Source organism: Burkholderia dolosa, assembly GCF_902499135.1.
GTDB classification, from domain to species: domain Bacteria; phylum Pseudomonadota; class Gammaproteobacteria; order Burkholderiales; family Burkholderiaceae; genus Burkholderia; species Burkholderia dolosa.
In genome coordinates this window covers 17,086-38,028 of sequence record NZ_CABVPR010000035.1, presented here as the reverse complement: position 1 = coordinate 38,028, position 20,943 = coordinate 17,086, and the positions used below count along the sequence as shown (strand labels likewise).

General features: G+C 69.1%; 17 protein-coding genes. 7 read left to right on the top strand and 10 right to left on the bottom strand.

All coding sequences use genetic code 11. The features are described from left to right. Positions 1-28: 28 nt before the first annotated feature. Both BUB20358_RS16850 and BUB20358_RS16845 read right to left on the bottom strand, forming a co-directional pair. Entirely contained in the window at positions 29-1,351 is a 1,323-nt protein-coding gene (locus BUB20358_RS16850; protein ID WP_006766466.1) for an ATP-binding protein, read from the bottom strand. Further along, positions 1,348-2,088 (bottom strand): response regulator, encoded by a 741-nt coding sequence (locus BUB20358_RS16845; protein WP_006766467.1) that lies wholly within the window; start codon positions 2,086-2,088, stop codon positions 1,348-1,350. Before BUB20358_RS16845 ends, BUB20358_RS16850 begins: the two co-directional genes overlap by 4 nt. Before the next feature lie 234 nt (positions 2,089-2,322). Between BUB20358_RS16845 and BUB20358_RS16840 the strand changes: the two genes are divergently transcribed. Then, complete coding sequence (locus BUB20358_RS16840; RefSeq protein WP_006766468.1) at positions 2,323-2,895, top strand: thioredoxin family protein; 573 nt, start codon at positions 2,323-2,325, stop codon at positions 2,893-2,895. Positions 2,896-3,092: 197 nt separating this feature from the next. On the opposite strand, the gene BUB20358_RS16835 is transcribed toward BUB20358_RS16840, so the two are convergent. After that, a complete protein-coding gene (locus BUB20358_RS16835; protein ID WP_035974549.1) occupies positions 3,093-3,731 on the bottom strand; it encodes an FMN-binding negative transcriptional regulator in 639 nt (212 codons plus the stop codon). Positions 3,732-3,856: 125 nt separating this feature from the next. Here BUB20358_RS16835 and pdxR point away from each other — a divergent pair, with 125 nt between their 5' ends. Then, positions 3,857-5,383, top strand: coding sequence for a MocR-like pyridoxine biosynthesis transcription factor PdxR (pdxR, locus tag BUB20358_RS16830; RefSeq protein WP_035974551.1), 1,527 nt, complete (start codon positions 3,857-3,859; stop codon positions 5,381-5,383). A gap of 31 nt (positions 5,384-5,414) precedes the next feature. On the opposite strand, the gene BUB20358_RS16825 is transcribed toward pdxR, so the two are convergent. Further along, positions 5,415-6,467 carry a nucleoside hydrolase gene (locus BUB20358_RS16825; protein WP_006766471.1) on the bottom strand — a complete coding sequence of 351 codons (1,053 nt, stop codon included), beginning with the start codon at positions 6,465-6,467 and terminating at the stop codon, positions 5,415-5,417. 322 nt (positions 6,468-6,789) lie between these two features. Between BUB20358_RS16825 and BUB20358_RS16820 the strand changes: the two genes are divergently transcribed. Next, on the top strand, positions 6,790-7,263 hold the full coding sequence (locus BUB20358_RS16820) for a hypothetical protein (RefSeq protein WP_123806750.1): 474 nt from the start codon (positions 6,790-6,792) through the stop codon (positions 7,261-7,263). Between the two features lie 15 nt (positions 7,264-7,278). Here the strand turns inward: BUB20358_RS16820 and BUB20358_RS16815 are convergent, their stop codons facing one another. Together BUB20358_RS16815 and BUB20358_RS16810 are read right to left on the bottom strand one after the other, a co-directional pair. Beyond that, the gene (locus tag BUB20358_RS16815) at positions 7,279-8,565 is read right to left on the bottom strand and encodes a hypothetical protein (protein WP_006766472.1); all 1,287 of its coding nucleotides are present in this window, start codon (positions 8,563-8,565) and stop codon (positions 7,279-7,281) included. A gap of 363 nt (positions 8,566-8,928) precedes the next feature. Next, positions 8,929-10,347, bottom strand: coding sequence for an MFS transporter (locus BUB20358_RS16810; RefSeq protein WP_035974555.1), 1,419 nt, complete (start codon positions 10,345-10,347; stop codon positions 8,929-8,931). A gap of 430 nt (positions 10,348-10,777) precedes the next feature. Between BUB20358_RS16810 and BUB20358_RS16805 the strand changes: the two genes are divergently transcribed. Beyond that, on the top strand, positions 10,778-13,222 hold the full coding sequence (locus tag BUB20358_RS16805) for a DUF3772 domain-containing protein (protein WP_035974557.1): 2,445 nt from the start codon (positions 10,778-10,780) through the stop codon (positions 13,220-13,222). Positions 13,223-13,333: 111 nt separating this feature from the next. On the opposite strand, the gene amaB is transcribed toward BUB20358_RS16805, so the two are convergent. Continuing rightward, positions 13,334-14,845, bottom strand: a complete 1,512-nt coding sequence (gene amaB, locus BUB20358_RS16800) for an L-piperidine-6-carboxylate dehydrogenase (protein WP_035974559.1) — start codon at positions 14,843-14,845, stop codon at positions 13,334-13,336. A gap of 521 nt (positions 14,846-15,366) precedes the next feature. On the opposite strand from amaB, the gene BUB20358_RS16795 reads away from it, so the two are divergent. Both BUB20358_RS16795 and BUB20358_RS16790 read left to right on the top strand, forming a co-directional pair. Next, positions 15,367-16,635 (top strand): NAD(P)/FAD-dependent oxidoreductase, encoded by a 1,269-nt coding sequence (locus tag BUB20358_RS16795; RefSeq protein WP_006766476.1) that lies wholly within the window; start codon positions 15,367-15,369, stop codon positions 16,633-16,635. A 114-nt stretch (positions 16,636-16,749) separates the two neighbouring features. Then, a complete protein-coding gene (locus BUB20358_RS16790; RefSeq protein WP_035974562.1) occupies positions 16,750-17,424 on the top strand; it encodes a TetR/AcrR family transcriptional regulator in 675 nt (224 codons plus the stop codon). A gap of 137 nt (positions 17,425-17,561) precedes the next feature. On the opposite strand, the gene BUB20358_RS16785 is transcribed toward BUB20358_RS16790, so the two are convergent. Beyond that, entirely contained in the window at positions 17,562-19,346 is a 1,785-nt protein-coding gene (locus tag BUB20358_RS16785) for a phospholipase D-like domain-containing protein (protein WP_006766478.1), read from the bottom strand. 103 nt (positions 19,347-19,449) lie between these two features. Further along, positions 19,450-20,208 carry a DeoR/GlpR family DNA-binding transcription regulator gene (locus BUB20358_RS16780; protein WP_035974564.1) on the bottom strand — a complete coding sequence of 253 codons (759 nt, stop codon included), beginning with the start codon at positions 20,206-20,208 and terminating at the stop codon, positions 19,450-19,452. Between the two features lie 215 nt (positions 20,209-20,423). On the opposite strand from BUB20358_RS16780, the gene BUB20358_RS16775 reads away from it, so the two are divergent. Then, positions 20,424-20,609 carry a hypothetical protein gene (locus BUB20358_RS16775; RefSeq protein ID WP_006766480.1) on the top strand — a complete coding sequence of 62 codons (186 nt, stop codon included), beginning with the start codon at positions 20,424-20,426 and terminating at the stop codon, positions 20,607-20,609. Here the strand turns inward: BUB20358_RS16775 and BUB20358_RS16770 are convergent. Further along, positions 20,540-20,929, bottom strand: a complete 390-nt coding sequence (locus BUB20358_RS16770) for a hypothetical protein (protein WP_052688544.1) — start codon at positions 20,927-20,929, stop codon at positions 20,540-20,542. The genes BUB20358_RS16775 and BUB20358_RS16770 overlap by 70 nt on opposite strands. Positions 20,930-20,943: the final 14 nt, after the last annotated feature.

Here is a 20,943-nt window from a genome sequence, read left to right as displayed (position 1 = left end):
GCGTCACCCATGCGCGCGCGGCTCTGCGTCACTGCGTGTTCCGGAGCGTGAGCCGCGCCTCCAGCCCGCCGCCGTCCGTCCGGTTGTGCAGCGTCAACGCGCCGCCCATCGCGAGCGCGAGTTGCCGCGCGATCGCGAGGCCGAGCCCGGTGCCGCCCGTCTCGCGGTTGCGCGACGTCTCCACGCGGCGGAACGGTTCGAACACCGCGTCGAGCTGATCGCCCGGAATGCCGGGCCCGCGATCGCGCACCGAGATGATCGCGCCGCCGTCGGGCGCGGCCTGCACGTCGATCTCGGCCGCGCCCGCGAACTTCAGCGCGTTGTCGACCAGATTGCCGACGATGCGGCGCAGCGCCTTCGGCCGCGTGACCAGTGCGAGCGGCGCGCGGCTCGCCAGCGTCACGCACTGCCCGGCGTCCGTGTAGTCGTACACGATGCTGTCGAGCAGCGCGTCGAGATCGATGCGGCGCGCTGCCTCGTCCGTGCCGTGCAGCGTCCGCGCATACGCGACGCCCTCCTTCACCAGATGCTCCATCTCGAGCAGATCGTTGCGCAGCTTCGTGCCCTGTGCGTCGTCGTCCATCACGTCGACGCGCAGCCGCATCCGCGTGATCGGCGTCTGCAGGTCGTGCGAGATCGACGCGAGGATCTGCATGCGCTCGGCCATGTACTGCGCGATGCGGTCCTGCATCGCGTTGAACGCGCGCGCGGCGCGCGCGACCTCCGACGGGCCGTCCTCGGCGAGGCGCTCGCCCTTCAGGTCCGGCCCGAGCGCGTCGGCGGCCTGCGCGAGCTGGTTCAGCGGCCGCGTCGCGAGCCGCACCGCGAACCAGCAGCACGCGCCGAGCACCAGCAGCTGGAACGCCAGCACGTAGGGCAGCCAGTCCGACAGCGGCACCGTCGACATCGGACGAATGTCGATCGTCAGCGGCGAACCGTCGGTCAGGCGCAGATGCACTTGCAGATGTTCGCGATCGCCGGGAATCTCGTTCGCGGTCAGCGGATAGTCACCGCCGATGCCGTCCGAGATCGACCGCTCGACGCGCGCCGACAGCCGCGCCTCCGGCGGCGTGCCGGTCTCGCCGGGTCCGAGGATGAACGTATAGCTGCGCCGCGCGAGGCGCGGCAGCCACGTGGCGCGTTCGGCCGGCGGCAGATGATCGAGCAGCGCGACCGAACTCGCGACCTCGCGCTCGATGTAGCCCATCATCAGATTGGTAGTCGCCTGGTCGCGCTCGGTCACGGTGAGCCAGAACGACAGCGTCTGCGCGAGCACGAGGCCGACGCACAGAATCAGCGCGAGCCGCGCGAACAGCGAGCGCGGCCAGTGCCACAGCGCGCGCGCGTTCATTGCGTGCCTTCGACGACGGTCACGGCCGACGAGAACACGTAGCCCTCGTTACGCAGCGTCTTGATATAGCGCGGCTCGCGCGCGCCGTCGCGCAGCCGCTGGCGCAGCCGGCTCACGAGCAGGTCGATCGACCGGTCGAACGGATCGGACTGCCGGCCCTGCGTCAGGTTCAGCAGCTGGTCGCGCGTCAGCACGCGCTGCGGATGATCGAGGAACACGCGCAGCAGCCGGTATTCGGCGCCGCTCAGCGCGACCAGCGTGCCTTCGGTGTCGAGCAGATGGCGCCCCGTCGTGTCGAGCCGCCACTCGCCGAACGCGAGCATCGCGGCCGTCTCGGTCACCTGCATGCCGGGCGGCAGCATGCGCGCGCGACGCAGCACCGAGCGAATCCGCGCGAGCAGCTCGCGTACCGCGAACGGCTTCGCAAGATAGTCGTCGGCGCCCATCTCGAGCCCGATGATGCGATCGGTCTCCTCGCCGCGCGCGGTCAGCATCAGCACCGGCACCGTGCGGAACTTGCCCGCGCGCAGATCGCGGCACAGCGCGAGGCCGTCCTCGCCCGGCAGCATCAGGTCGAGCACGATCAGGTCCGGCGCGCCGTCGTCCAGCACGTTGCGCATCTCGCGGCCGTTCGCGGCGAGCGACACGCGCATCCCGTTCTTCTCGAGATAGTCGGCAATCAGTTCGCGGATGGCGCGGTCGTCGTCGACGATCAGCACGTGGTCGATCTTGTCCATGGGTCGGGTCTTGAGTCGGGGCCGTTCGGCCCGGTCGGGCGATGCCCGACTTTATACCGTACGTCGGCCGGGCGTTTGTATCCCAATGTATCGCGCGGGCGCGGCGACACACAACATTGCACATGCGCGGCGCGGCCGACACATCGCAGATACGTGCGCGCGGCTCAATGGGGGCTGTCGAAACCTGCCCCGCCGCCGCGCGCCGCGCATCGGCCGGCCGAACCGGAGAACGCCATGCTGCCCAGACTCAAGACCGCCGCCCTCGTCATCGCCGTCGCCGCCACGGCCGGGCTTGCCGCGTTCGCCGGCACGCGCGACGACGCCGGCATGACGACGTCGGCGGCCGGCATGCCGGCGCCCGACTTCACCGGCATCGACCGCTGGCACAACAGCGCGCCGCTCAAGCTCGACCAGTTGCGCGGCAAGGTCGTGCTCGTCGATTTCTGGACGTATTCGTGCATCAACTGCATTCATACGATTCCGTACGTGAACGATTGGTACCGCAAGTATCGCGATCAGGGGCTCGTCGTGGTCGGCGTGCATACGCCCGAATATCCGTTCGAACGCGACGCGGGCAACGTGGCCGATGCGATCAAGCGCTTCGATATCCGCTATCCGGTCGCGCAGGACAACCGCTACGACACGTGGCGTGCGTACGGCAACCAGTACTGGCCCGCGCTGTATCTGATCGATGCGAACGGCAAGATCGTCTATACGCGCTACGGCGAAGGCGGGTACGACAAGACCGAAGCGGCGATTCGCGGCGCGCTCGCGCAGGCCGCGCAGCAGACGACGCGTACGCAGTAGCGTGCGGGCAGGTGCGCTCGCCGTTCGCCTGCACGCGGCGGCCGCCGGCGCGCGCTTTCGTCGGGCCGGTTCAGGCTAATGGCGGACTTGCGCAGGCCGCCGGAACGGCCGAGCGGAAGGATTGCGACGCCCTTCCGGCACGACGAGCGCAACGACGCGTTCGCTTGCGTGAACAGGCGCTGGTCGATCATGCTGCGTTACGCGCGCTTCGCATCGGCCTCCGCCAGCATCGCTTCGCCGATCGCGACGTTGCCCGCCGCGACCAGCGCGTCGCCGGCACCGCGAATATCGTCGACGGCCTTGTTCTGTCCGAGCTTGCGCTTGCCGACGAGCCGCGTGATGTCGATCTGCAGCCCGACGATCGACTGCAGCATCGTGTCGAGATAGTCCTTCGGCGCGTCGGCCATCTTCCACGGCACTGGCTGCGACGCCTCGTGCGTGCGCGTGAGCCGCGCGACCACGCCGCGCACGAACTTCTCGTCGTCGCGCACCGTGATCCGCCCGTGCGCGTGCACGACCACGTAGTTCCACGTCGGCACCTGCCGGTGCGCGGCATGCTTGCTCGGATACCAGTTCGGCGAGATGTACGCGTCGCCCGCGCGGAAGATCACCAGCACGTCGTCGCCGTTCGCAACCTCCTGCCAGACCGGATTCGCGCGCGCGACGTGCGCATGCAGCTCGCCGAGCCCGCCGTCGCCGGGCAGCAGCTCGAACGGCAGGTGGTTCGCGTCGAGGCCGTTCTTCCCGTGCGTGATCAGGCTGCCGAACGGATGCCGCGCGATCAGCTCGCGCAAAACGTCGGGACGGGATTCGTCGAAAGGGGCAGGAACGTACATGTCGGCTCCACGGTCGTGCAGGTTCGAAAAAGACGCGGGGCGCAAGCCCCGCGATGCGCCGATTGTGCTGCCAAACTGGTTTATGCTGTAGAGCCGGTTTGAAACATTTCCAGCGGACCAGAATCATGGCAAGAACGGCGCGCGTCGTCGAAATCCCGTCGCTCGGCGCGCTCGATCGCCGCGCCGGCGACCTCAGCCGCCAGCTCGCGCAGGCGCTTCGCGACGCCGTGCGCCGCGGCGACGTGCGGCCGGGCGACATGCTGCCGTCCACGCGGCTGCTGGCCGCGTCGCTGCAGGTCGCGCGCGGCACCGTCGTCGACGCGTATGCGCAGCTCGTCGCCGAAGGCTTTCTCGAATCTCGCGGCGGCGCGGGCACGCAGGTCGCGAACGCGCTCGCACGGCCGCTGCAGCCCGACGAGCCGCGCGCCGCCGGCCGGCGCACCGCGCGAGCCGGGCTGCCGGAGCCGGCCGCGACGTTCGCACGAATCGCGCGCGAATTCCGTCCGCTGCCGCTCGTGCCGTTCGCGATCTCGGTGCCGGTCGGGCTGACCGCGCCCGACGACGTCTGGCGCCGGCTCGGCAACCGCGTGCGGGCGCGCGGGCCCGGCGCGCCATCCGGCTATGCCGATCCGCAAGGCGCGCTGCCGCTGCGCGAAGCGATCGCCGACTACGTGCGCCGGTCGCGCTCGGTACGCTGCAGCGCCGCGCAGGTCGTGATCACGAGCGGCACGCAGCAAGGGCTCCATCTCGCGAGTCAGGTGCTGCTCGGCGCGCACGATCGCGCGTGGGTCGAAAACCCCGCCTATCGCGGCATCACCGCGCTGCTCGACAGCACCGGGCGGCACGATGCGATGGTTCGCGTGCCGGTCGACGCGGACGGCATCGACGTCGAAGCCGGCATCCGCATCGCGCCGGACGCGCGCGTCGCGTTCGTCACGCCGTCGCATCAGTACCCGCTCGGCATGCCGATGAGCATGGCGCGGCGCAACGCGCTGCTCGCGTGGGCGCGCAAGCAGCGCGCGTGGATCGTCGAGGACGATTACGACAGCGAGCTGCGCTACGAAGGCTATCCGTTTCCGTCGCTGCAGGGGCTCGATCCCGATCGCGTCGTCTATCTCGGCACGTTCAGCAAGATCCTGTTTCCGTCGCTGCGGCTCGGCTACGTGATCGCGCCCGACGATCTCGTGCCCGCGTTCTGCGGCGCGCGCGTACTGATGGATCGCCACGCGCCGACCGCCGATCAGCACGTGCTCGCCGCGTTCATCGCGGACGGCCATCTCGATCGCCACATCCGGCGCGTGCGCGGCGTGTATGCGGCGCAGCGCGCGCTGCTGATCGATACGCTCGGCGCGCGGCTGCCGCGCGAGCTCGCATGGATACAGCCGGGCGACCAGGGGATGCACGTCGTGCTGTGGCTCGCCGACGGCATCGACGATCTCGACGTGGTCGCGCGCGCCGCGCAAGCCGGCGTCGCGGTGCGTGCCGCGTCGCCGATGTTCGCGCCCGGCACCGCGCGGCCGGGGCTCGTGCTCGGCTTCGGCGGCTTCGATCGCGCGCAGATGGAAGCGGCCGCGCAGCGGCTCGCGAACGTCGTCGCCGATGCGGCGCGGACGACGCGTTCCGCACGTTCGCCGCGCGTGCGCCGCGCATGACGCGCCGCGACTGAGCGACGTTCGACCGCGCTTACGGCAGCGTCGCGATCCGCTCGAGCAGCGCCGCGTAAAAACGATCCGCGTCGACCTCGTTGATCCACGTCGCGTTCGGCGCGCGGCCGGTGCGCCCGTTCCAGTCGACGACCGTCTCGCCGAGCGTCCACTGCCCGACCGTCTCGATCGCGACGTTGACCTTGCGGCCGCCGAACAGCGACGCATCGACGAGATAGCCGACCGCGCTCGGGTCGTACATCGGCGCGTCGTCGGCGCCGCGCTGCTTTCGGCTGTAGGCGAGCTCGGCGCTCATGATGTCCGCGACGATCGCGCCGCAGCGGTTGCCGAGCGCGCGAAACGGCGCGATGCGCGCCGCCGTGATCGGCGCCTTCACCGCGACGTCGCGCGGCAGCACGACGATCGGCACGCCGCTGCCGAACACGACGTCGGCCGCCTGCGGATCGACGTAGATATTGAACTCCGCGGCCGGCGTGATGTTGCCGCGCTCGAAGAACGCGCCGCCCATCAGCACGATTTCCCGCAATCCGCCGCGGATCTGCGGCGCCTCGATCAGCGCGGTCGCGATGTTGGTCAGCGGGCCGAGCGCGCACAACGTGATGCTGTTCGGCGCCGCACGACTCAGCGTGTCGACGAGATACGACACCGCGTGACCGGGCGCGAGCGGGCCGCGCGGCTCGTGCAGCTCGACGCCTTCGAGGCCGGTCTTGCCGTGCACGTTCGCGGCGGTCACGAGCTCACGCACGAGCGGACGCGGGCAACCCGCATACACGGGAAGCGTGTCGGTGCGGCCGGCCCAATCGCGGACGATCCGCGCGTTGCGCTCGGTCAGATCGAGCGGCACGTTGCCGGCGACGGCGGTGATCGCGCGCACGTCGACACGGTCGCGCGCGCCGAGCGCGAACAGGATCGCGATCGCGTCGTCCTGCCCCGGATCGGTATCGATGATCACCGTTCGGCGTGCGGCATCGCCGCCGGACGCGAACGCGCCCGTTTCCGGCAGCAGCGCGGTGCCGGCGAGCGCGGCGGACAGTTTCAGGAAGGAGCGGCGGGATGCGATCGGATGCGGCATGGTCGTGTTCGTCGTGTGCGTTCAGGTGATGGAAAGTCGGCGGCGGCGCGCTGCGGCAGGCGGCGGCGCGCGACACCGTTGCGAAGCGAATCGTCTGCGCAATCGTAGCGCCGGCGACGGTTGAACGGCAGCGCCGCGTGTCGTTGCCGGGGAGATCGGCTGCCAGTGCACGCGACGCGGCCGCGGTCGCCTACACACACCGGATCGCGCCGACGCGGCCGACCGGGCCGACGGAACCGACGGAACCGACGGAACCGACGGAACCGACGGAACCGACGGGAAAACGTTACGCCGTTTTCCTTTTTTCTCGCACGAGTTTTCGGTGCGATCCGCCGGTTTCCCCCGGCGATCGCACCGGCATACGCAGTCATACGGCGCCCGATTCGCGCTGCCGTCCGCAGCAAAGCCGCCGTTCCGCATTCGAGCAGACAAACATGAGGACAGCATGAGAACGATCGCGATCGATGTGCGGTCGCGGCTGCGGGCGCTCGGCCGGCAGTCGAATCCGCTCGCGCACTCGACGATCACCGGACGCACGCATGCGATCGGGCTCGCGACAGTCGATATCGCGAATCCGCGCTTCCCGCCCATCGCGGCGCGCGCAAATCGAGTCGCGCGGCGGCACGACTGCATGCGTGTGCTCGTCGATACGGACGATGACCGCGCTCGCGAGCGCCCGCGGACCGAAGCGCTGGCATACGCCGCACACGCCGCACACACCACCTACGAGCCGACGCCCGCCGTTCGCGAGCGACCGCGCAGGCCGCGTGAACGCCGCTGCGCACGGGCGTCGTGATCGCGCCGGTGTGCGTCAGTCCGCCGTATCGCCGCCCTTCGGCAGCTTCGACCATGCATCGCGTCCCGGCCGCGGCGACCACGCCGGCCGCGTGCGGCGCGCGCTGTCGATCACGACCAGATAGCGGCCCGCGATCGGCGTGATGTCGCGATCGCGCCGCAGCACCCACAGCGACTTGCCGGACTCGACGCGCGCCTGATAGTCGTCGTCGAGTATCCCGTGCCGGTCGACGAACGTGTTCAGCGACGCCGGAATCCGCACGCAGCCCTTCGAATGCCGGATGCCGAGCAGCGGCTCGAGGCGGTCCGGATCGGTCGCATGCATCTGGAAGCGCATCGGCGACGTGCCGCCCTTGCCCCAGCCGCGCTCGCCGTCGACCCAGCCGAAATCGTAGATGCGCATGTCGCGGTGGCCGTAGCCGCGAATCCCGTTGTCGTTCGTCGTGCCTTCCGCGCGGAAATCCATATGGTCCGGCGAATGGTGGAACACGCCGAGCGGCGTCAGGAAGTGGTCGTACTGTCCGGGCCAGCCGGTCGCGACCGGCGACGCGCCGATCATCAGCCACGCATTGGCCGGCGTCGCGCGGAAGTAGATGAACAACGCCTGCACGTTCGGCGCACGATCGACCATCACGACGTATTCGCCCGCGAGATCGCCGAGCTTCGCATCGGCGAGCGCGTTCTGCAGCCGCTCGCCGTACGCGCGCTGTTCGTTCGCCGGCACGTCGAGCCGCCGCGTGACTTCCTGCGTGAAACGCTTGCGCATGTCGAGCGCGCGTGCGGTCGCGCTCTGTGCCTCGTCCGCGGACAGCGGCGGATGCCTGCGCGGCGGGGTCGGCGCAGGCGGCTCGGCTTCGCTCGCGGCGGTGGCGGAGGCGGCCGATGCAGGCAATGCGGTCGATGCCGCAGAAGCTGGCGATGTTGGAGAGGCTGGCGGTGCTGGCGGTGCTGGAGAAGCCGCAGAAGCCGGAAAAGCCGCAGAAGCTGCGGACGCACCGGACGACGCACGCGCGGCCGACGCGTGACGCGCGCCGGAAGCAGCCGATGCGGACGACGCGTCCGGCGGCGACGATCCAACACCGGATGAAGACGCGTCGGACGCGGCAAACGCCGGATGCGCGACGAGCAACGAGATCGGCGATGCGACGGCAGCGCACACGGACGCTGCGACGACGAGACTACGGCAACGCGGCATTGCGAGCCGCCGCGTCGAATCGGGAAGTGGCATACGGTCGAAGCCATCGGCCGGCGCAGCCGCCGCACATCGTGCGAACGGCGCGTATTCCGCGTGGGCGGTCGACATGTTGCGCGCACCGCGTGCGCGGACACCGACGCCTCGTTGCGGCAGACCCTCGCGCTGCGGCAGCGTGCGCGGTCGATGGCGGCTGATGAGTCGTCAGGCGTTTCATTCTACTTGCGCGAACCCGAATGCGCAGCGACGCGCGCCGCTCTTTTACCGGTTCTTGCGCTTCGTCACGCTTTGTTTCAACTGGTCGCCGCGTCGATCCGCTTGCAGCGTCGCAATCGCAGCGTCCGTCTCAGGCGGTTCGCGCACGCCTTCAGCACACGAGCGACGCACGCATCGCCGCATCGATGCGCGGCGGCGGCGCGATGCGTTCGCAACGTTCGGCGAGCACGCACGCCGCCGCGCGAGCGCGCCCCCCGCTTACTTCGAAATGGTTTCGAGCGCGATGCCCTTCGTGCGCGGTCCCATCAATCCGATCGCGGCCATCACGATCGCCATCGCGCCCGCGATGAACGCGAACACGCCGAGCGTGCCGAAGCCTTTCAGCACGGCCGCAATGACGAACGACGAGAAGATCGCCGAGAAGCGGCTCCACGAATACACGAAACCCACTGCGCGCGCGCGGATCGACGTCGGAAAGAGTTCGGCCTGATATGCATGGAAGCTGTACGACATGATGTTGCTCGCGAGCGTGAGGCCGATGCCGAGCACGATCAGCAGCGCGCCGATCGTCGTCTGGCTGAACAGCAGCCCGCACACGACGATCGTCGCGGCCATCGCGACGATCACCGACTTGCGCTCGAAGCGGTCGGCGATCACGAGGCCGATCAGCGGACCGATCGGCGCGGCGAGCGCGATCACGCTCGAATACATCAGGCTCGACGTAATCGTGATCCCCTGCTTGATCAGCAGCGTCGGCACCCAGTTCGCGAAGCCGTAGAAGCCGACCGTCTGGAACACGTTGAAGATCGTCATCATGATCGTGCGGCTGCGATACGGCGGCACCCACATGTCGCGGAAGCTGCCGCGCGGCTGCACCGGTTCGGCGGGTGCGGGCGCCGGCAGCGGCCGGCCGTATTCGGCTTCGACCTTCGCCTCGAGCGCGCGCATCACGCGATCGGCCTCGTCGAGCCGTCCCTGCTGCGCGAGCCAGCGCGGGCTTTCCGGCAGTTCACGGCGAATCCACCAGACGAAGATCGCGCCATGCGCGCCGATCAGCACGACCCAGCGCCAGCCGTCGAGGCCGAGCGGCGCATGCGGGACGAGCAGATACGCGAGGAACGCGACCACCGGCACCGCGACGAACCCGACCGCCTGCTCGCATGCGAATGCGCGCCCGCGGATCTGCTTCGGCACGAGCTCGGAGATGTACGTGCCGATCGTCACCATCTCGACGCCGAGCCCGAGACCGACGACGAAGCGCCAGAAGTTCAGGCCGGTCGCGGTGTCCTGGAACGCCATCACGACGTTCGCCGCCGTGTACCACAGCAGCGACCACGTGAAGATCGCGCGGCGCCCGAAGCGGTCGGCGAGGAAGCCGCATGCGATCGTGCCGATGAACAGCCCCGAAAACAGCGCGGCGATGAAGCTCGCGACGCCCGTCGTGCCGAACAGCCCGTGCGTGGTCGCGGTGAGGATGCCGCTTTTCACCAGGCCCGGCGCGACGTAGCCGCTGTACAGCAGATCGTAGAGTTCGAAGAAGAAGCCGAGGCTCAGCAGCACGACGAGCTTCCACACGCTGCGCGTCGGCGGCAAACGGTCGAGGCGGGCCGAGATCGACCCCGCATCGAGGGAAGGGGATAAGGCCGGTGCCTGCTGAAAGCTGTCCGTCGAGGCCATCTTGCGCGCGTCTCCTGATCGTGTCGTTGTGTCGTGCCGTGTCGTGTCGTGCGTCGTCGGCGACGCGCATCGAGCGGCCGTCCCACGAATCGCAGCATTGTACCGGCACGTCGGTGCCGGCGGCATCGCATGCGCGCCGCGCGCGGCGCGCCCTATGGCGGCCGAACAAGTTGTAAATTCCGTAACCGTCTGTCGACCGGCACGGGCGATCCGGATGGCGATCGGCACCCGCGCAGCCACGCGCGCCGGCCCGTCCAGACGGGGATGCGAGCCGATTGCGGCCCGTGATCGGGCCGGCCCGATCGCGGCTGGCCGCGCAATCGATCCGCGCGCCCGCGGCGCACGCACGCCGGTAACATGCTACCGGGCCAATCACCGGCTTGCGGACGCCTTTCGGTGTCCGATATCGTCGGCAAATCGTAAGCATTCCATGTTCATACAACGACTATCCACGTACGCGGCGCGGATCGCGCTGATCGCATTGCTGCAGTGTGCGGCCGTGGCGAGCGCATCGGCGTTTCCGGCCGCCGCTTCCGCGCCGGGCGCGAGCGGCGTCGGCGCGCCCGTTCCGACCATTTCGCTGAGCGAAGCCGTCGCGCAGCTCAAGCAGATGCAGATTCAGCAGGACCGCATCAAGCAGCGGACGTCGGCCGCGACCAACAGCAAGGAGCTGGACGCGCTCGGCGACGCGACGCAGGAATTGAGCGCCGACGTCGAGAAGCTGCAGAGCGAACTCGTTCCGCAGCGCGCGCAGATCCAGGCGCAGCTCGACGTGCTCGGGCCGCCGCCCGCGCCCGGCGCGTCGCCGGAGACGCCCGCCGTCGCGCAGCAGCGCGCGACGCTGAACGCGCGCAAAGCGCAGATCGACGCGGCGCTGAAGCAGGCGGCCGAGCAGAAGACCAACCTCGCGAACCTGTCCGATCAGTTCGCGAAGCTGCACCGCAGCCTGCTGAGGAACCAGCTGGCATTCCGCTCGGGCAGCATCTTCGGCGCGCAGTTCTGGCTGCCGCTGTTCCATCTGCCGCCGGACGACGTGCAGCGCCTCGACGATTTCGACAGCGAGCTGCGCGACATGCTGCGCTCGTCGTGGACGCCCGGCCAGCGCGCGATCACCACGCTGCTGCTGGTCGCCGCGCTTGCCGTGTGGCTTGCCGGCCGCCGCATGGCGGAGCGCGGCCTGGCGTGGGTCTGCCTGAACCGTCTGCCGCCGACGCGGCTGCGCCGCAGCGCGCTCGCGCTGTCGACCGCGATTTCGACGCTCGTCGCGACGGCCGTCGCGGTGCAGATTCTCTATCTCGCGCTTGCGCGGCACTACGAGCCGACGCCGGCGATCACCGATCTGTGGGATCAGTTCGCGAAGCTCGCAGTCACATGCGCGCTGATCGCCGGGCTCGGCCGCGCGCTGCTGTGCACGAAGCACCCGTCGTGGCGGCTGCCGGCGCTCGCCGATCCCGTCGCGCTCGCGATGAAGCCGTTCCCCGGCGTGCTCGCCGCGCTGCTGCTGGTATCGGGCACGCTCGAATCGATCAACCGGATCGCCGATACGAGCCTGTCCGTCACGCTGTTCGGCCGCGGGATCGTATCGCTCGTCGTCGCGCTGACCGTCGGCGCATCGCTGCTGCGCGCGAACCGCGTGCGCAGCGCGATCGCGGCTGCCGGCGATGCGCCCGAGCAGCGCTCGACGCTCGCGGGGCTGATCCATGCCGGCGTCACGCTCGCGATCGTCGTGTCGCTGCTCGCGCTCGCGATCGGCTACATCACGGTCGCGCGCTTCATCACGTACGAACTGGTGTGGTTCGAGATCGTGCTGTGCAGTGTGTTCATCCTCACGCAGCTCACGCGCGACGCGAGCGAGAGCGTGTTCTCCGCGAACCTGGCGACCGGCAAGCAGATCAAGCATCTGTTCGCGCTCGACGACCGCCATCTCGAGCAGGCCCACACCGTCGTATCGGGTCTCGGTACGAGCCTGCTGATGCTCGTCGCGGCGATCGCGCTGCTGACCGGCGGGTTCGGCACGACGCCGAGCGATCTGCTCGACAGCGCGATCGCGATGATCGGCGGCCAGCGGCTGCAGAGCCTGAACATCATGCCGGACCGGATCCTGAACGCCGTGATCGGATTCTCGATCGGCTTCTATCTGCTGCGCTCCGTGCGTCGCTGGCTCGACAACGAGTTCCTGCCCGCGCTCGGCATGGACGCGGGGATGCGCGCGTCGCTCGTCACGCTGTTCGCGAACGTCGGCTACGTGCTGCTCGTGCTGATGACGCTCGGGCTGCTCGGCGTCAAGTGGAGCAATCTCGCGTGGATCGTCAGTGCGCTGTCGGTCGGGATCGGCTTCGGGCTGCAGGAGATCGTGAAGAACTTCGTGTCCGGGCTGATCCTGCTGACCGAGCGGCCGGTGAAGGTCGGCGACATGATCAGCATCGCCGGTGTCGAAGGCGACATCCGCCGCATCAACGTGCGCGCGACCGAGATCCAGCTCAGCGATCGCTCGACGGTGATCGTGCCGAACTCGCAGCTGATCTCGCAGAACCTGCGCAACGTGACGATGGGCAACAGCACGCAAGGCGTCGCGACGCTGATGCTGACGTTCCCGCTGAATACCGATCCCGAGCAGGTGCGCGATCTGCTGCTTGACGCGTACCGCGAGCATCCGGCGATTCTCGACAAGCCGGCGCCGTCGGTCACGTTCAGCCAGCTCGCGCCGGACGGGATCACGCTCAGCGTGACGGGCTACGTGTCGAGCCCGCGGATTGCCGCGTCGACGAAGAGCGATCTGCTGTTCGAGATCCTGAAGCGGCTGCGCGCCGCGCAGATCACGCTGTCGAGCCCGCAGATGCTGGTCGTGCAGAATATGCCGGCGGCGGACGGCTGACCGGCGCACGCGAGCCGTCGCACGGGCGGCGCCGAAAACGGAAAGGGCCGGTTACCGCGTCGCGGCAACCGGCCCTTCGTCATCGTGTGCGGCGTCGGACCGACGCCCGCATCACACGTCGAACTTCACGCCCTGCGCGAGCGGCAGTTCGCGGCTGTAGTTGATCGTGTTCGTCGCGCGACGCATATATGCCTTCCACGCATCCGAACCCGACTCGCGGCCGCCGCCGGTTTCCTTCTCGCCGCCGAACGCGCCGCCGATCTCCGCGCCGCTCGTGCCGATGTTCACGTTGACGATCCCGCAGTCGCTGCCGGCCGCCGACATGAAGTACTCGGCCTCGCGCATGTCGTTCGTGAAGATCGCCGACGACAGCCCTTGCGGCACCGCGTTGTGCACGGCGATCGCGTCTTCGAAGTCGTCGTAGACCATCACGTACAGAATCGGCGCGAACGTCTCGCGCTCGACCACCGCTGTCTGCTTCGGCATCCGCACGATGGCCGGACGCACGTAGTACGCGTCCGGATGGCCGACGTCGACGCGCTCGCCGCCCTTCACTTCGCCGCCCTGCTCGCGCGCATCGGCAAGCGCCTTCTGCATCGCATCGAACGCCGCGCGATCGACGAGCGGCCCGACGAGCGTGCCTTCTTCGAGCGGATTGCCGACCTTCACCGACGCATACGCCTTCTCGATGCGCGGCAGCAGCTGATCGACGATGCTGCGATGTACGATCAGGCGGCGCAGCGTCGTGCAGCGCTGGCCGGCCGTGCCGACCGCCGCGAACGTGACCGCGCGCACGACGAGATCGAGATCCGCGCTCGGCGCGACGATCATCCCGTTGTTGCCGCCGAGCTCGAGGATCCCGCGCGCGAGACGCTGGCTCAGCACCTTCGCGACTTCCTGGCCCATCCGCACGCTGCCCGTCGCGCTGACGACCGGCACCTTCTTCGACGACGTCAGCACTTCGCCGACGTCGCGCATGCCGAGCACCAGCTGATGCAGACCTTCCGGCGCGACGCCCGGATGCGTGCGGTCGAACTCGCGCAGCGCCTTGCCGAGCAGCACGTGGCACGCGATCGCGGTGAGCGGCGTCTTCTCGGACGGCTTCCACACGACCGGATCGCCGCATACGAACGCGAGCGCCGCATTCCACGCCCACACCGCGACCGGGAAGTTGAACGCCGAAATCACGCCGCATACGCCGATCGGATGCCACGTCTCCATCATCCGGTGGCCGGGACGCTCGGACGCGATCGTCAGACCGTAAAGCTGGCGCGACAGACCGACCGCGAAATCGCAGATGTCGATCATTTCCTGCACTTCGCCGAGCCCTTCCGACGTGATCTTGCCGGCTTCCAGCGTGACCAGACGCCCGAGCGCGGCCTTGTGCTCGCGCAGCACATTGCCGAACACGCGCACGAGCTCGCCGCGCACCGGCGCCGGCACCGTGCGCCACTTGAGGAATGCGTCGTGCGCAGCGTCGATCTTGCGCTCCGCTTCGGCCGGCGTATCGACGGCGAGCGTGGCGAGCGTCGCGCCGTCGAGCGGCGAGCGCGCGGTCAGCGCCTGGCCTTTCCACTGGGCGAGATCGATGTCGAGCGCGGCAAGAATGTCGTTGAATTGCATCACTTCCTCTTCAGGGACAGATTGATCGGTGCGGCGGCGACGCCGCCCGCGTGATTCGATTGGAGCGCGTTCGCATGCGCGGTGCAAGCGGATGCGGGGCCGGCGACTCCGGCGGCCGCTGCCGCGCGGTGTGCTGCGCGCGGCAGCAAGCGGGCCGCGCCGCGCATCGACACGGCGCGACGCACGATTGACGAATGACATTGTCGGCGGCCGCAATTCAGGCGGCTATTGATATTAACTCACCACTTCATTCCGAAAATGCAACACCTTGGTGGAGCGGAACGGTTGCGGCCGGACGCCGGGACGATGCACGCGCAAGGCCCGCGGCTGCGGTGCATCGAGACGGCGATGCGCGCACACTTGATGACGGCGCTGCATCATGCTGGTCGGAAATATCGTTTGCTGCCCGTGTGCCGCCGCACCGGCGACGGATGTCGCCCGCGATTCGACTCGGCGCGCGCCTTCAGGCAAGATCGACGCGCGCCGCCCCGTTTTTCAGCCGATACGAACGATCGAACCGCATGCAGAACTTCTACGAAGCCACCGTTACCCGCGAATCCTATCCGTCGCTGACCGGCACGATCGACACGCAGGTATGCATCGTCGGCGGCGGCCTCGCCGGCCTGTGCACGGCGCTCGGCCTCGTCGAGCGCGGCATGCGCGACGTCGTCTTGCTGGACGGCGAGCGGGTCGGCTTCGGCGCGTCCGGCCGCAACGGCGGCTTCGTGTTCGGCGGCTACAGCCTCGACAACGCGGATCTGCTGCGCACGCTCGGCCGCGACGAAGCGCGCCGCCTGTACCGGCTCACGGTCGATGCGGTCGATCTGATCCGCGCGCGGATCGCGCGTTACGGAATCGATTGCGACATCGTCGATGAAGGCGTGATGCTCGCGAACTGGTTCGACGATCCGTCCCGCCTCGACGCCGTGCGCGCGCTGATGAAACGCGAATTCGACGTGGACTGGGAACCGGTCGCGACCGACGCGCTGCGCGCGCGGCTGAAGACGCAGCGCTACCACGGCGGGCTGTTCGAGCCGAATGCATTCCATTTTCATCCGCTCAAGTACGTGCTCGGCGTCGCGGCTGCCGCCGCACGCGGCGGTGCGCGCGTCTACGAACGCTCGGCCGCGCTCGGCATCGCGCGCGAAGGCGCCGGCTACGTCGTGCGTACCGCGCACGGCGCGGTGCGCGCGAAGGACGTCGTGTTCGCGGGCGGCGGCTATGCGCGCGGCGTGTCGCCGCGCATCGAGCGCGCGGTGCTGCCGATCGCCACTTACGTCGTTGCGACCGAACCGCTCGGCACGCGGCTGCCGGACGCGATCGACGCGCCGTATGCCGTGTACGACACGCGTTTCGCGTTCGACTACTACCGCCCGCTGAAGGACACGCGCATTCTGTGGGGCGGCCGGATCTCGGTGCTCGACCGCGGCGCGGACGCGATCGCGCGGCTGCTGCGGCGCGACCTGCTGCGCGTGTATCCGCAGCTCGACGGCGTGAAGATCGAATACGCGTGGGGCGGGCTGATGAGCTACGCGCGGCACAAGATGCCGCAGATCGGCCGCGACGCCGACGGCGTCTGGCACGCGATCGCGTTCGGCGGCCACGGCATGGCGCCGACCACGGTCGCCGGCGAAACGCTCGCCGCCGCGCTGGCCGAGGGCCGGCCGGTGCCGGACGGCTTCGCGGCGTTCGGGCTCACGCGCACGTTCGGGCTCGCGGGCCTCGCGGCCGCGCAACTCGCGTATACGGTATATCAGGCGCGCGACGCGCTCGCGTCGTACCGCCGATGAGCGCCGCGGCGGCGGCCGAAACCGCGCCGCCGTTTAGAGCCGAAGGTCGGCCGAACGCCGATTTTTCACATGCTAGAATGCCTCGTCCAAGCCGCCGCGAAGCCAGAACAACACATGAAAGCAGGAAGCAAGGCCGCCACGTCCGATAACCGCGCGCTTGCGTCCGACGCGCGGCGCAAATACGATCCCGAGCAAACCAAGCGCAACATCCTCGACGTCGCCACGCAGGAATTTTCCGCGATGGGCCTCGCCGGCGCGCGCGTCGACGCGATCGCCGAGCGCACGAACACGACGAAGCGGATGCTCTACTACTACTTCGAAAGCAAGGAAGGCCTGTACGAGGCCGTGCTCGAGAAGGTGTACGGCGACATTCGCGCGCTCGAGCAGGAGCTGCACGTCGGCGACATGGAGCCGCGCGAAGGCATGCGCCGGCTCGTCGAATTCACGTTCGACTATCACGACAAGCATCGCGATTTCGTGCGCCTCGTGTCGATCGAGAACATTCACGGCGCGAAGTATCTCGAACAGCTGAAGTCGTTCAAGAACCGCAACGTCAGCATCATCAAGACGCTCGAGGAACTGCTCGAGCGCGGCGCCGCGAGCGGCGCGTTCCGCAGCGACGTCGACGCATTCGACCTGCATCTGCTGATCAGTTCGTTCTGCTTCCACCGCGTGTCGAACCGCTACACGTTCGGCGCCGCGTTCGGCCGCGATCCGTCCGCACCGCGCCTGCGCGCGCGGCATCGCGAGACGATCGCCGACGCGGTGCTGCGCTACGTCGCCGCGTAGCCGCGTCGTCCGCTTTCCGCCCATACCGTCCACGCCGCCCGGCAAGCAAGATCGCGCCGCGGCGCTTGCATGCCGGACGGCTCGCAAGCACCCGCAACCGGCATCATGTAGAACAGCCTGCGTGCCGGCACCGCGCGTCAGCCGGACGATGCCGGCGACGCCAGCGCGATCCGCGCCTTCTCTTCCGGGCTTCCCGCCACGTAATACTTCTTCGCCCAGCTCGAATCGGGTGCGAGCGCGAGCCGCCGCTGCGCGTGCGTGCCGCGCTGCTTCGCGCCGATCGCGAGCGCCCGCGCGCGGTAGTGCTCGTAGAGCCGCAGGAATTCCGCGAGATAGATCGCGGCGATCCGTGCGTCGCGAATCTCGAGCAGATTCTCGTCGTTGTACTGCTCGGAATTGCGGCTCATGTTCGCCGAGCCCGTATAGACGACCGGATTCGCGCCTTCCGCATCGATCACGATGAACTTGTGATGGATCACGACGGGCGGATAAGCCGGCGGCCGTTCGCCGGGAAACAGCCGCAGCTCCGGCTCGAATCCGTGCGGTACCGTCGTCGGCGAAAAGTACGCGGCGTCGATCACGTCACGGTGATCGCGGCGGCGATGGTACAGCTCGAGATTCGCGAGCGTCGCCGCGTCGAGCGATCGACCGTCGCGCTGTGCGGCGTCGGCTTTCGTCGCGCTGCCGGCGTTGATCCGGTTCACGAGGCCGAACATCATCAGCCCGCGGTCGCCGGCCGCGAAGCAGGCGTCGCGCAGCGCGGCATCGGTCGGCATGAACAGGCAGAACGACACCGAATGCTTCGCGGCCGCGATCGCCGCGACGATCGTGTCGATCTCGGTGCGCTGCCCGGCCGGCTCCGGCGAAAACGCGACGCGCACCTGCGCGCTGCCGATCGTCATCGGCGCCGACCAGCCCGGCGACAGCCGCGCGGTCTGCGCGATCGACGGATTCGCGGCGAGCGCACGCGCGCGGTCGTCGTACAGCGCGGCGAGCGCCGGCGAATCGAACGCGTGCAATACGTTCGCCTGCTGCGTCAGCCCTTCGGTCGTGAAGTTCGCGGAGCCGGTCAGCACGCGTGCGGGCGCCGCGTTCGGCGGCGCGTCGGTCACGATGAACTTGTCGTGCATGATGCGCGTCCGGTCGCGCGGCGCGAGCGTCGCGATGCCGTGCAGCGCGTCGACGGCCGGCTGGTTCGGCGACGGCTGCGCCGGCTTGCCGTTGCGCGCGGCGGTCTCGTGCGCGTCGTAGACGATCGCGAGCGATGCCGCGCCGTGCTTGCGCGCGAATGCATCGAACGCGGGCAGCGCCCACAGCGTGTCGGTCAAGTGATAGACCGCGGCCACCGCACGCGACGCGGGGTTCAGCATCTCCGCGAACACCTGCTCCATGTCGTTCGCGAGCCACGTACGCAGCTTCAGCGCCTGCGCGTCGCTCGGCGCTTCGCCGGGCGCGAGGCCGAGCGCCGCGACCTGTTTCGCGAACGCCTGCGAGCTGATCACCGCCCGGTTGAACCACGTGCCGATGCCGTCCTCGATATGCGACGGCAGCACGACATTGCATACGCCGGCCTGCGCGTCGAGCACCTGCAGGTTCGCCGGCGTGCCGACGACCGGACAGACGTCGTAGCGAAACGACGCACCGCGATCCTGCGGATCGATGCGCGCATCCCACCACATGAACTTCTGGATCGGCGCCTGATCGGTGGGCGCGTCGCCCTGCGTGTCGGCGGCCGGGCCGTCGAACGTCAGGCGGTTCGGCAGCCAGCTGTTCGGCGCGCGCGTGCGGCCGTCCGCGGACCAGAAGCCCGGCGTGCGGCGGATCGCGAAGCCGAGGAAATCGTCGCGCGACTGCGCATCGGCCCAGTCGAACGCGAGCAGAACCAGAGTCGGAGAAAGATAGCTGCGTACGCTGACGGTCATTCGTCGCTCCCTGGCCGAGGCCGGTCGAAATGAATGGGTCAGTGTCGGCGGCGGTTCTTCCCGCAGGATGACGATTCGATGAAGGTTGCGTGTCGCGCGTGCGTCAGTCGCACACGATCAGCTCGATGCCGCGGGCAGTGAGCGCGCGCCGCACCGGCTTGTCGGGCGCGCAGTCGGTGACGAGATAGCGCGCGGCCGCCGTGCCGTTGATCCGCACCGGCGTCACGCGGCCGAATTTCGAATGGTCGGCGACGAGGATCGCGATGCCGGCCGCCGCGATCATCCGGCTGCGCACTTCGGCCGCGAGCCGCGAGTAGTCGGTGCATTCGCCGTCGGCCGTGATGCCGCCCGCGCCGACGAATGCGAAATCGACGTGGTATTGCGCGAGTTGCTGGATCGTGTCGAGGCCGAACGTCGCGTCCTCGTCGTCGGACAGCTCGCCGCCGAGCAGCGTCACGCGGTTGCCGTTGCGCCGCGCGAGCACGAACGCGGTGCGCCAGTCGTTCGTATAGACCGACAGCCGGTGCCGGTCGGCGAGCGCGAGCGCGACCGCATGCGGCGTGCTGCCCGAATCGATCAGCACCGACGCGTCGTCCGGCACGAAGCGCGCCGCACGACGCCCGATCGCGCGCTTCGCGTCGGCATTCGCCGCTTCGCGCTCGGACAGGCTCGGCTCGCGGCGGTCCGCAGCCAGCGCGCCGCCGTGCGTCATCACGAGCAGGCCGCGCGCGGCGAGCGCATTGAGGTCGCGCCGCACGGTTTCGCGCGACACGTCGAGCGAGCGCACCAGCTCGGCGACCGACAGCGCGCCCGAGCGTCCGAGCTCCGACAGAATGTATTGATGACGTTGTTCCGCCAGCATCGCGTGGGCGCCCGAGGCGACCGGTAATGAATGAGCCGAGCATTGTATTACGGCCGTTTGACCGCGATTTGACCGCGGCGCGGCGGGCGACGCCGCGTATCGCACCGCGCGGCGAACGCGAAATTCTGTATTGCCCGGTGCGCGCGAATCGCCGCGGCAGCCGTTGCTACACTCTGCGTTTCGCCGAACGGCCGACCATGCAAAAGGCGCGTGCAATGTATCGCAAAGGCAGTGTGCTCGAAATCCAGTTTCCGCCCGAACGGCTCAACGATGCGGCCGGCGATCCGTACTGGATCGATCTGACGCTCGACGAGGCTCGCCGGCTCTACGATCAACTCGCCGCGCGTTTTGCGACCGACGCGCGCGCGAACCAGCCGCTCGATACGTTTTCGCTCGACTGAGCTGCGTCGCGGTTCTTCGTCGCGGCCCGTGCGGCGTGGCGTTCGCGGTTCACGACCTTCGCGCTCGGCGCTCGGTTCGTGCGGCGGCCGACGACGTTGCCGTGCCGCAGTCGCGGCCGACGGGCGCCCGACTCCGCGTCAATGCGACGCGCGACGTTGCGGTCAGCAGCGGCCGGCTGCCGATGCCGAAGCGGTACCCAGCCGCAACCGTAGCCGTAGCCGTAGCCGTAGCCGTAGCCGTAGCCGTAGCCGAAGCCGAAGCCGAAGCCGAAGCCGAAGCCGAAGCCGAAGCCAAGCGTAGCAGCCCGCGTGCGGCGCACGCCGACTCGTACGC

Bases quoted from the DNA above. Each gene is read 5' to 3' on its own strand.
- BUB20358_RS16850 (WP_006766466.1), bottom strand. From the start codon at position 1,351: ATGAACGCGCGCGCGCTGTGGCACTGGCCGCGCTCGCTGTTCGCGCGG.
- BUB20358_RS16815 (WP_006766472.1), bottom strand. From the start codon at position 8,565: ATGTCGACCGCCCACGCGGAATACGCGCCGTTCGCACGATGTGCGGCG.
- BUB20358_RS16790 (WP_035974562.1), top strand. From the start codon at position 16,750: ATGAAAGCAGGAAGCAAGGCCGCCACGTCCGATAACCGCGCGCTTGCG.
- BUB20358_RS16835 (WP_035974549.1), bottom strand. From the start codon at position 3,731: ATGTACGTTCCTGCCCCTTTCGACGAATCCCGTCCCGACGTTTTGCGC.
- BUB20358_RS16775 (WP_006766480.1), top strand. From the start codon at position 20,424: ATGTATCGCAAAGGCAGTGTGCTCGAAATCCAGTTTCCGCCCGAACGG.
- BUB20358_RS16780 (WP_035974564.1), bottom strand. From the start codon at position 20,208: ATGCTGGCGGAACAACGTCATCAATACATTCTGTCGGAGCTCGGACGC.
- BUB20358_RS16810 (WP_035974555.1), bottom strand. From the start codon at position 10,347: ATGGCCTCGACGGACAGCTTTCAGCAGGCACCGGCCTTATCCCCTTCC.
- BUB20358_RS16845 (WP_006766467.1), bottom strand. From the start codon at position 2,088: ATGGACAAGATCGACCACGTGCTGATCGTCGACGACGACCGCGCCATC.
- BUB20358_RS16805 (WP_035974557.1), top strand. From the start codon at position 10,778: ATGTTCATACAACGACTATCCACGTACGCGGCGCGGATCGCGCTGATC.
- BUB20358_RS16825 (WP_006766471.1), bottom strand. From the start codon at position 6,467: ATGCCGCATCCGATCGCATCCCGCCGCTCCTTCCTGAAACTGTCCGCC.
- amaB (WP_035974559.1), bottom strand. From the start codon at position 14,845: ATGCAATTCAACGACATTCTTGCCGCGCTCGACATCGATCTCGCCCAG.
- BUB20358_RS16785 (WP_006766478.1), bottom strand. From the start codon at position 19,346: ATGACCGTCAGCGTACGCAGCTATCTTTCTCCGACTCTGGTTCTGCTC.
- BUB20358_RS16795 (WP_006766476.1), top strand. From the start codon at position 15,367: ATGCAGAACTTCTACGAAGCCACCGTTACCCGCGAATCCTATCCGTCG.
- BUB20358_RS16840 (WP_006766468.1), top strand. From the start codon at position 2,323: ATGCTGCCCAGACTCAAGACCGCCGCCCTCGTCATCGCCGTCGCCGCC.
- pdxR (WP_035974551.1), top strand. From the start codon at position 3,857: ATGGCAAGAACGGCGCGCGTCGTCGAAATCCCGTCGCTCGGCGCGCTC.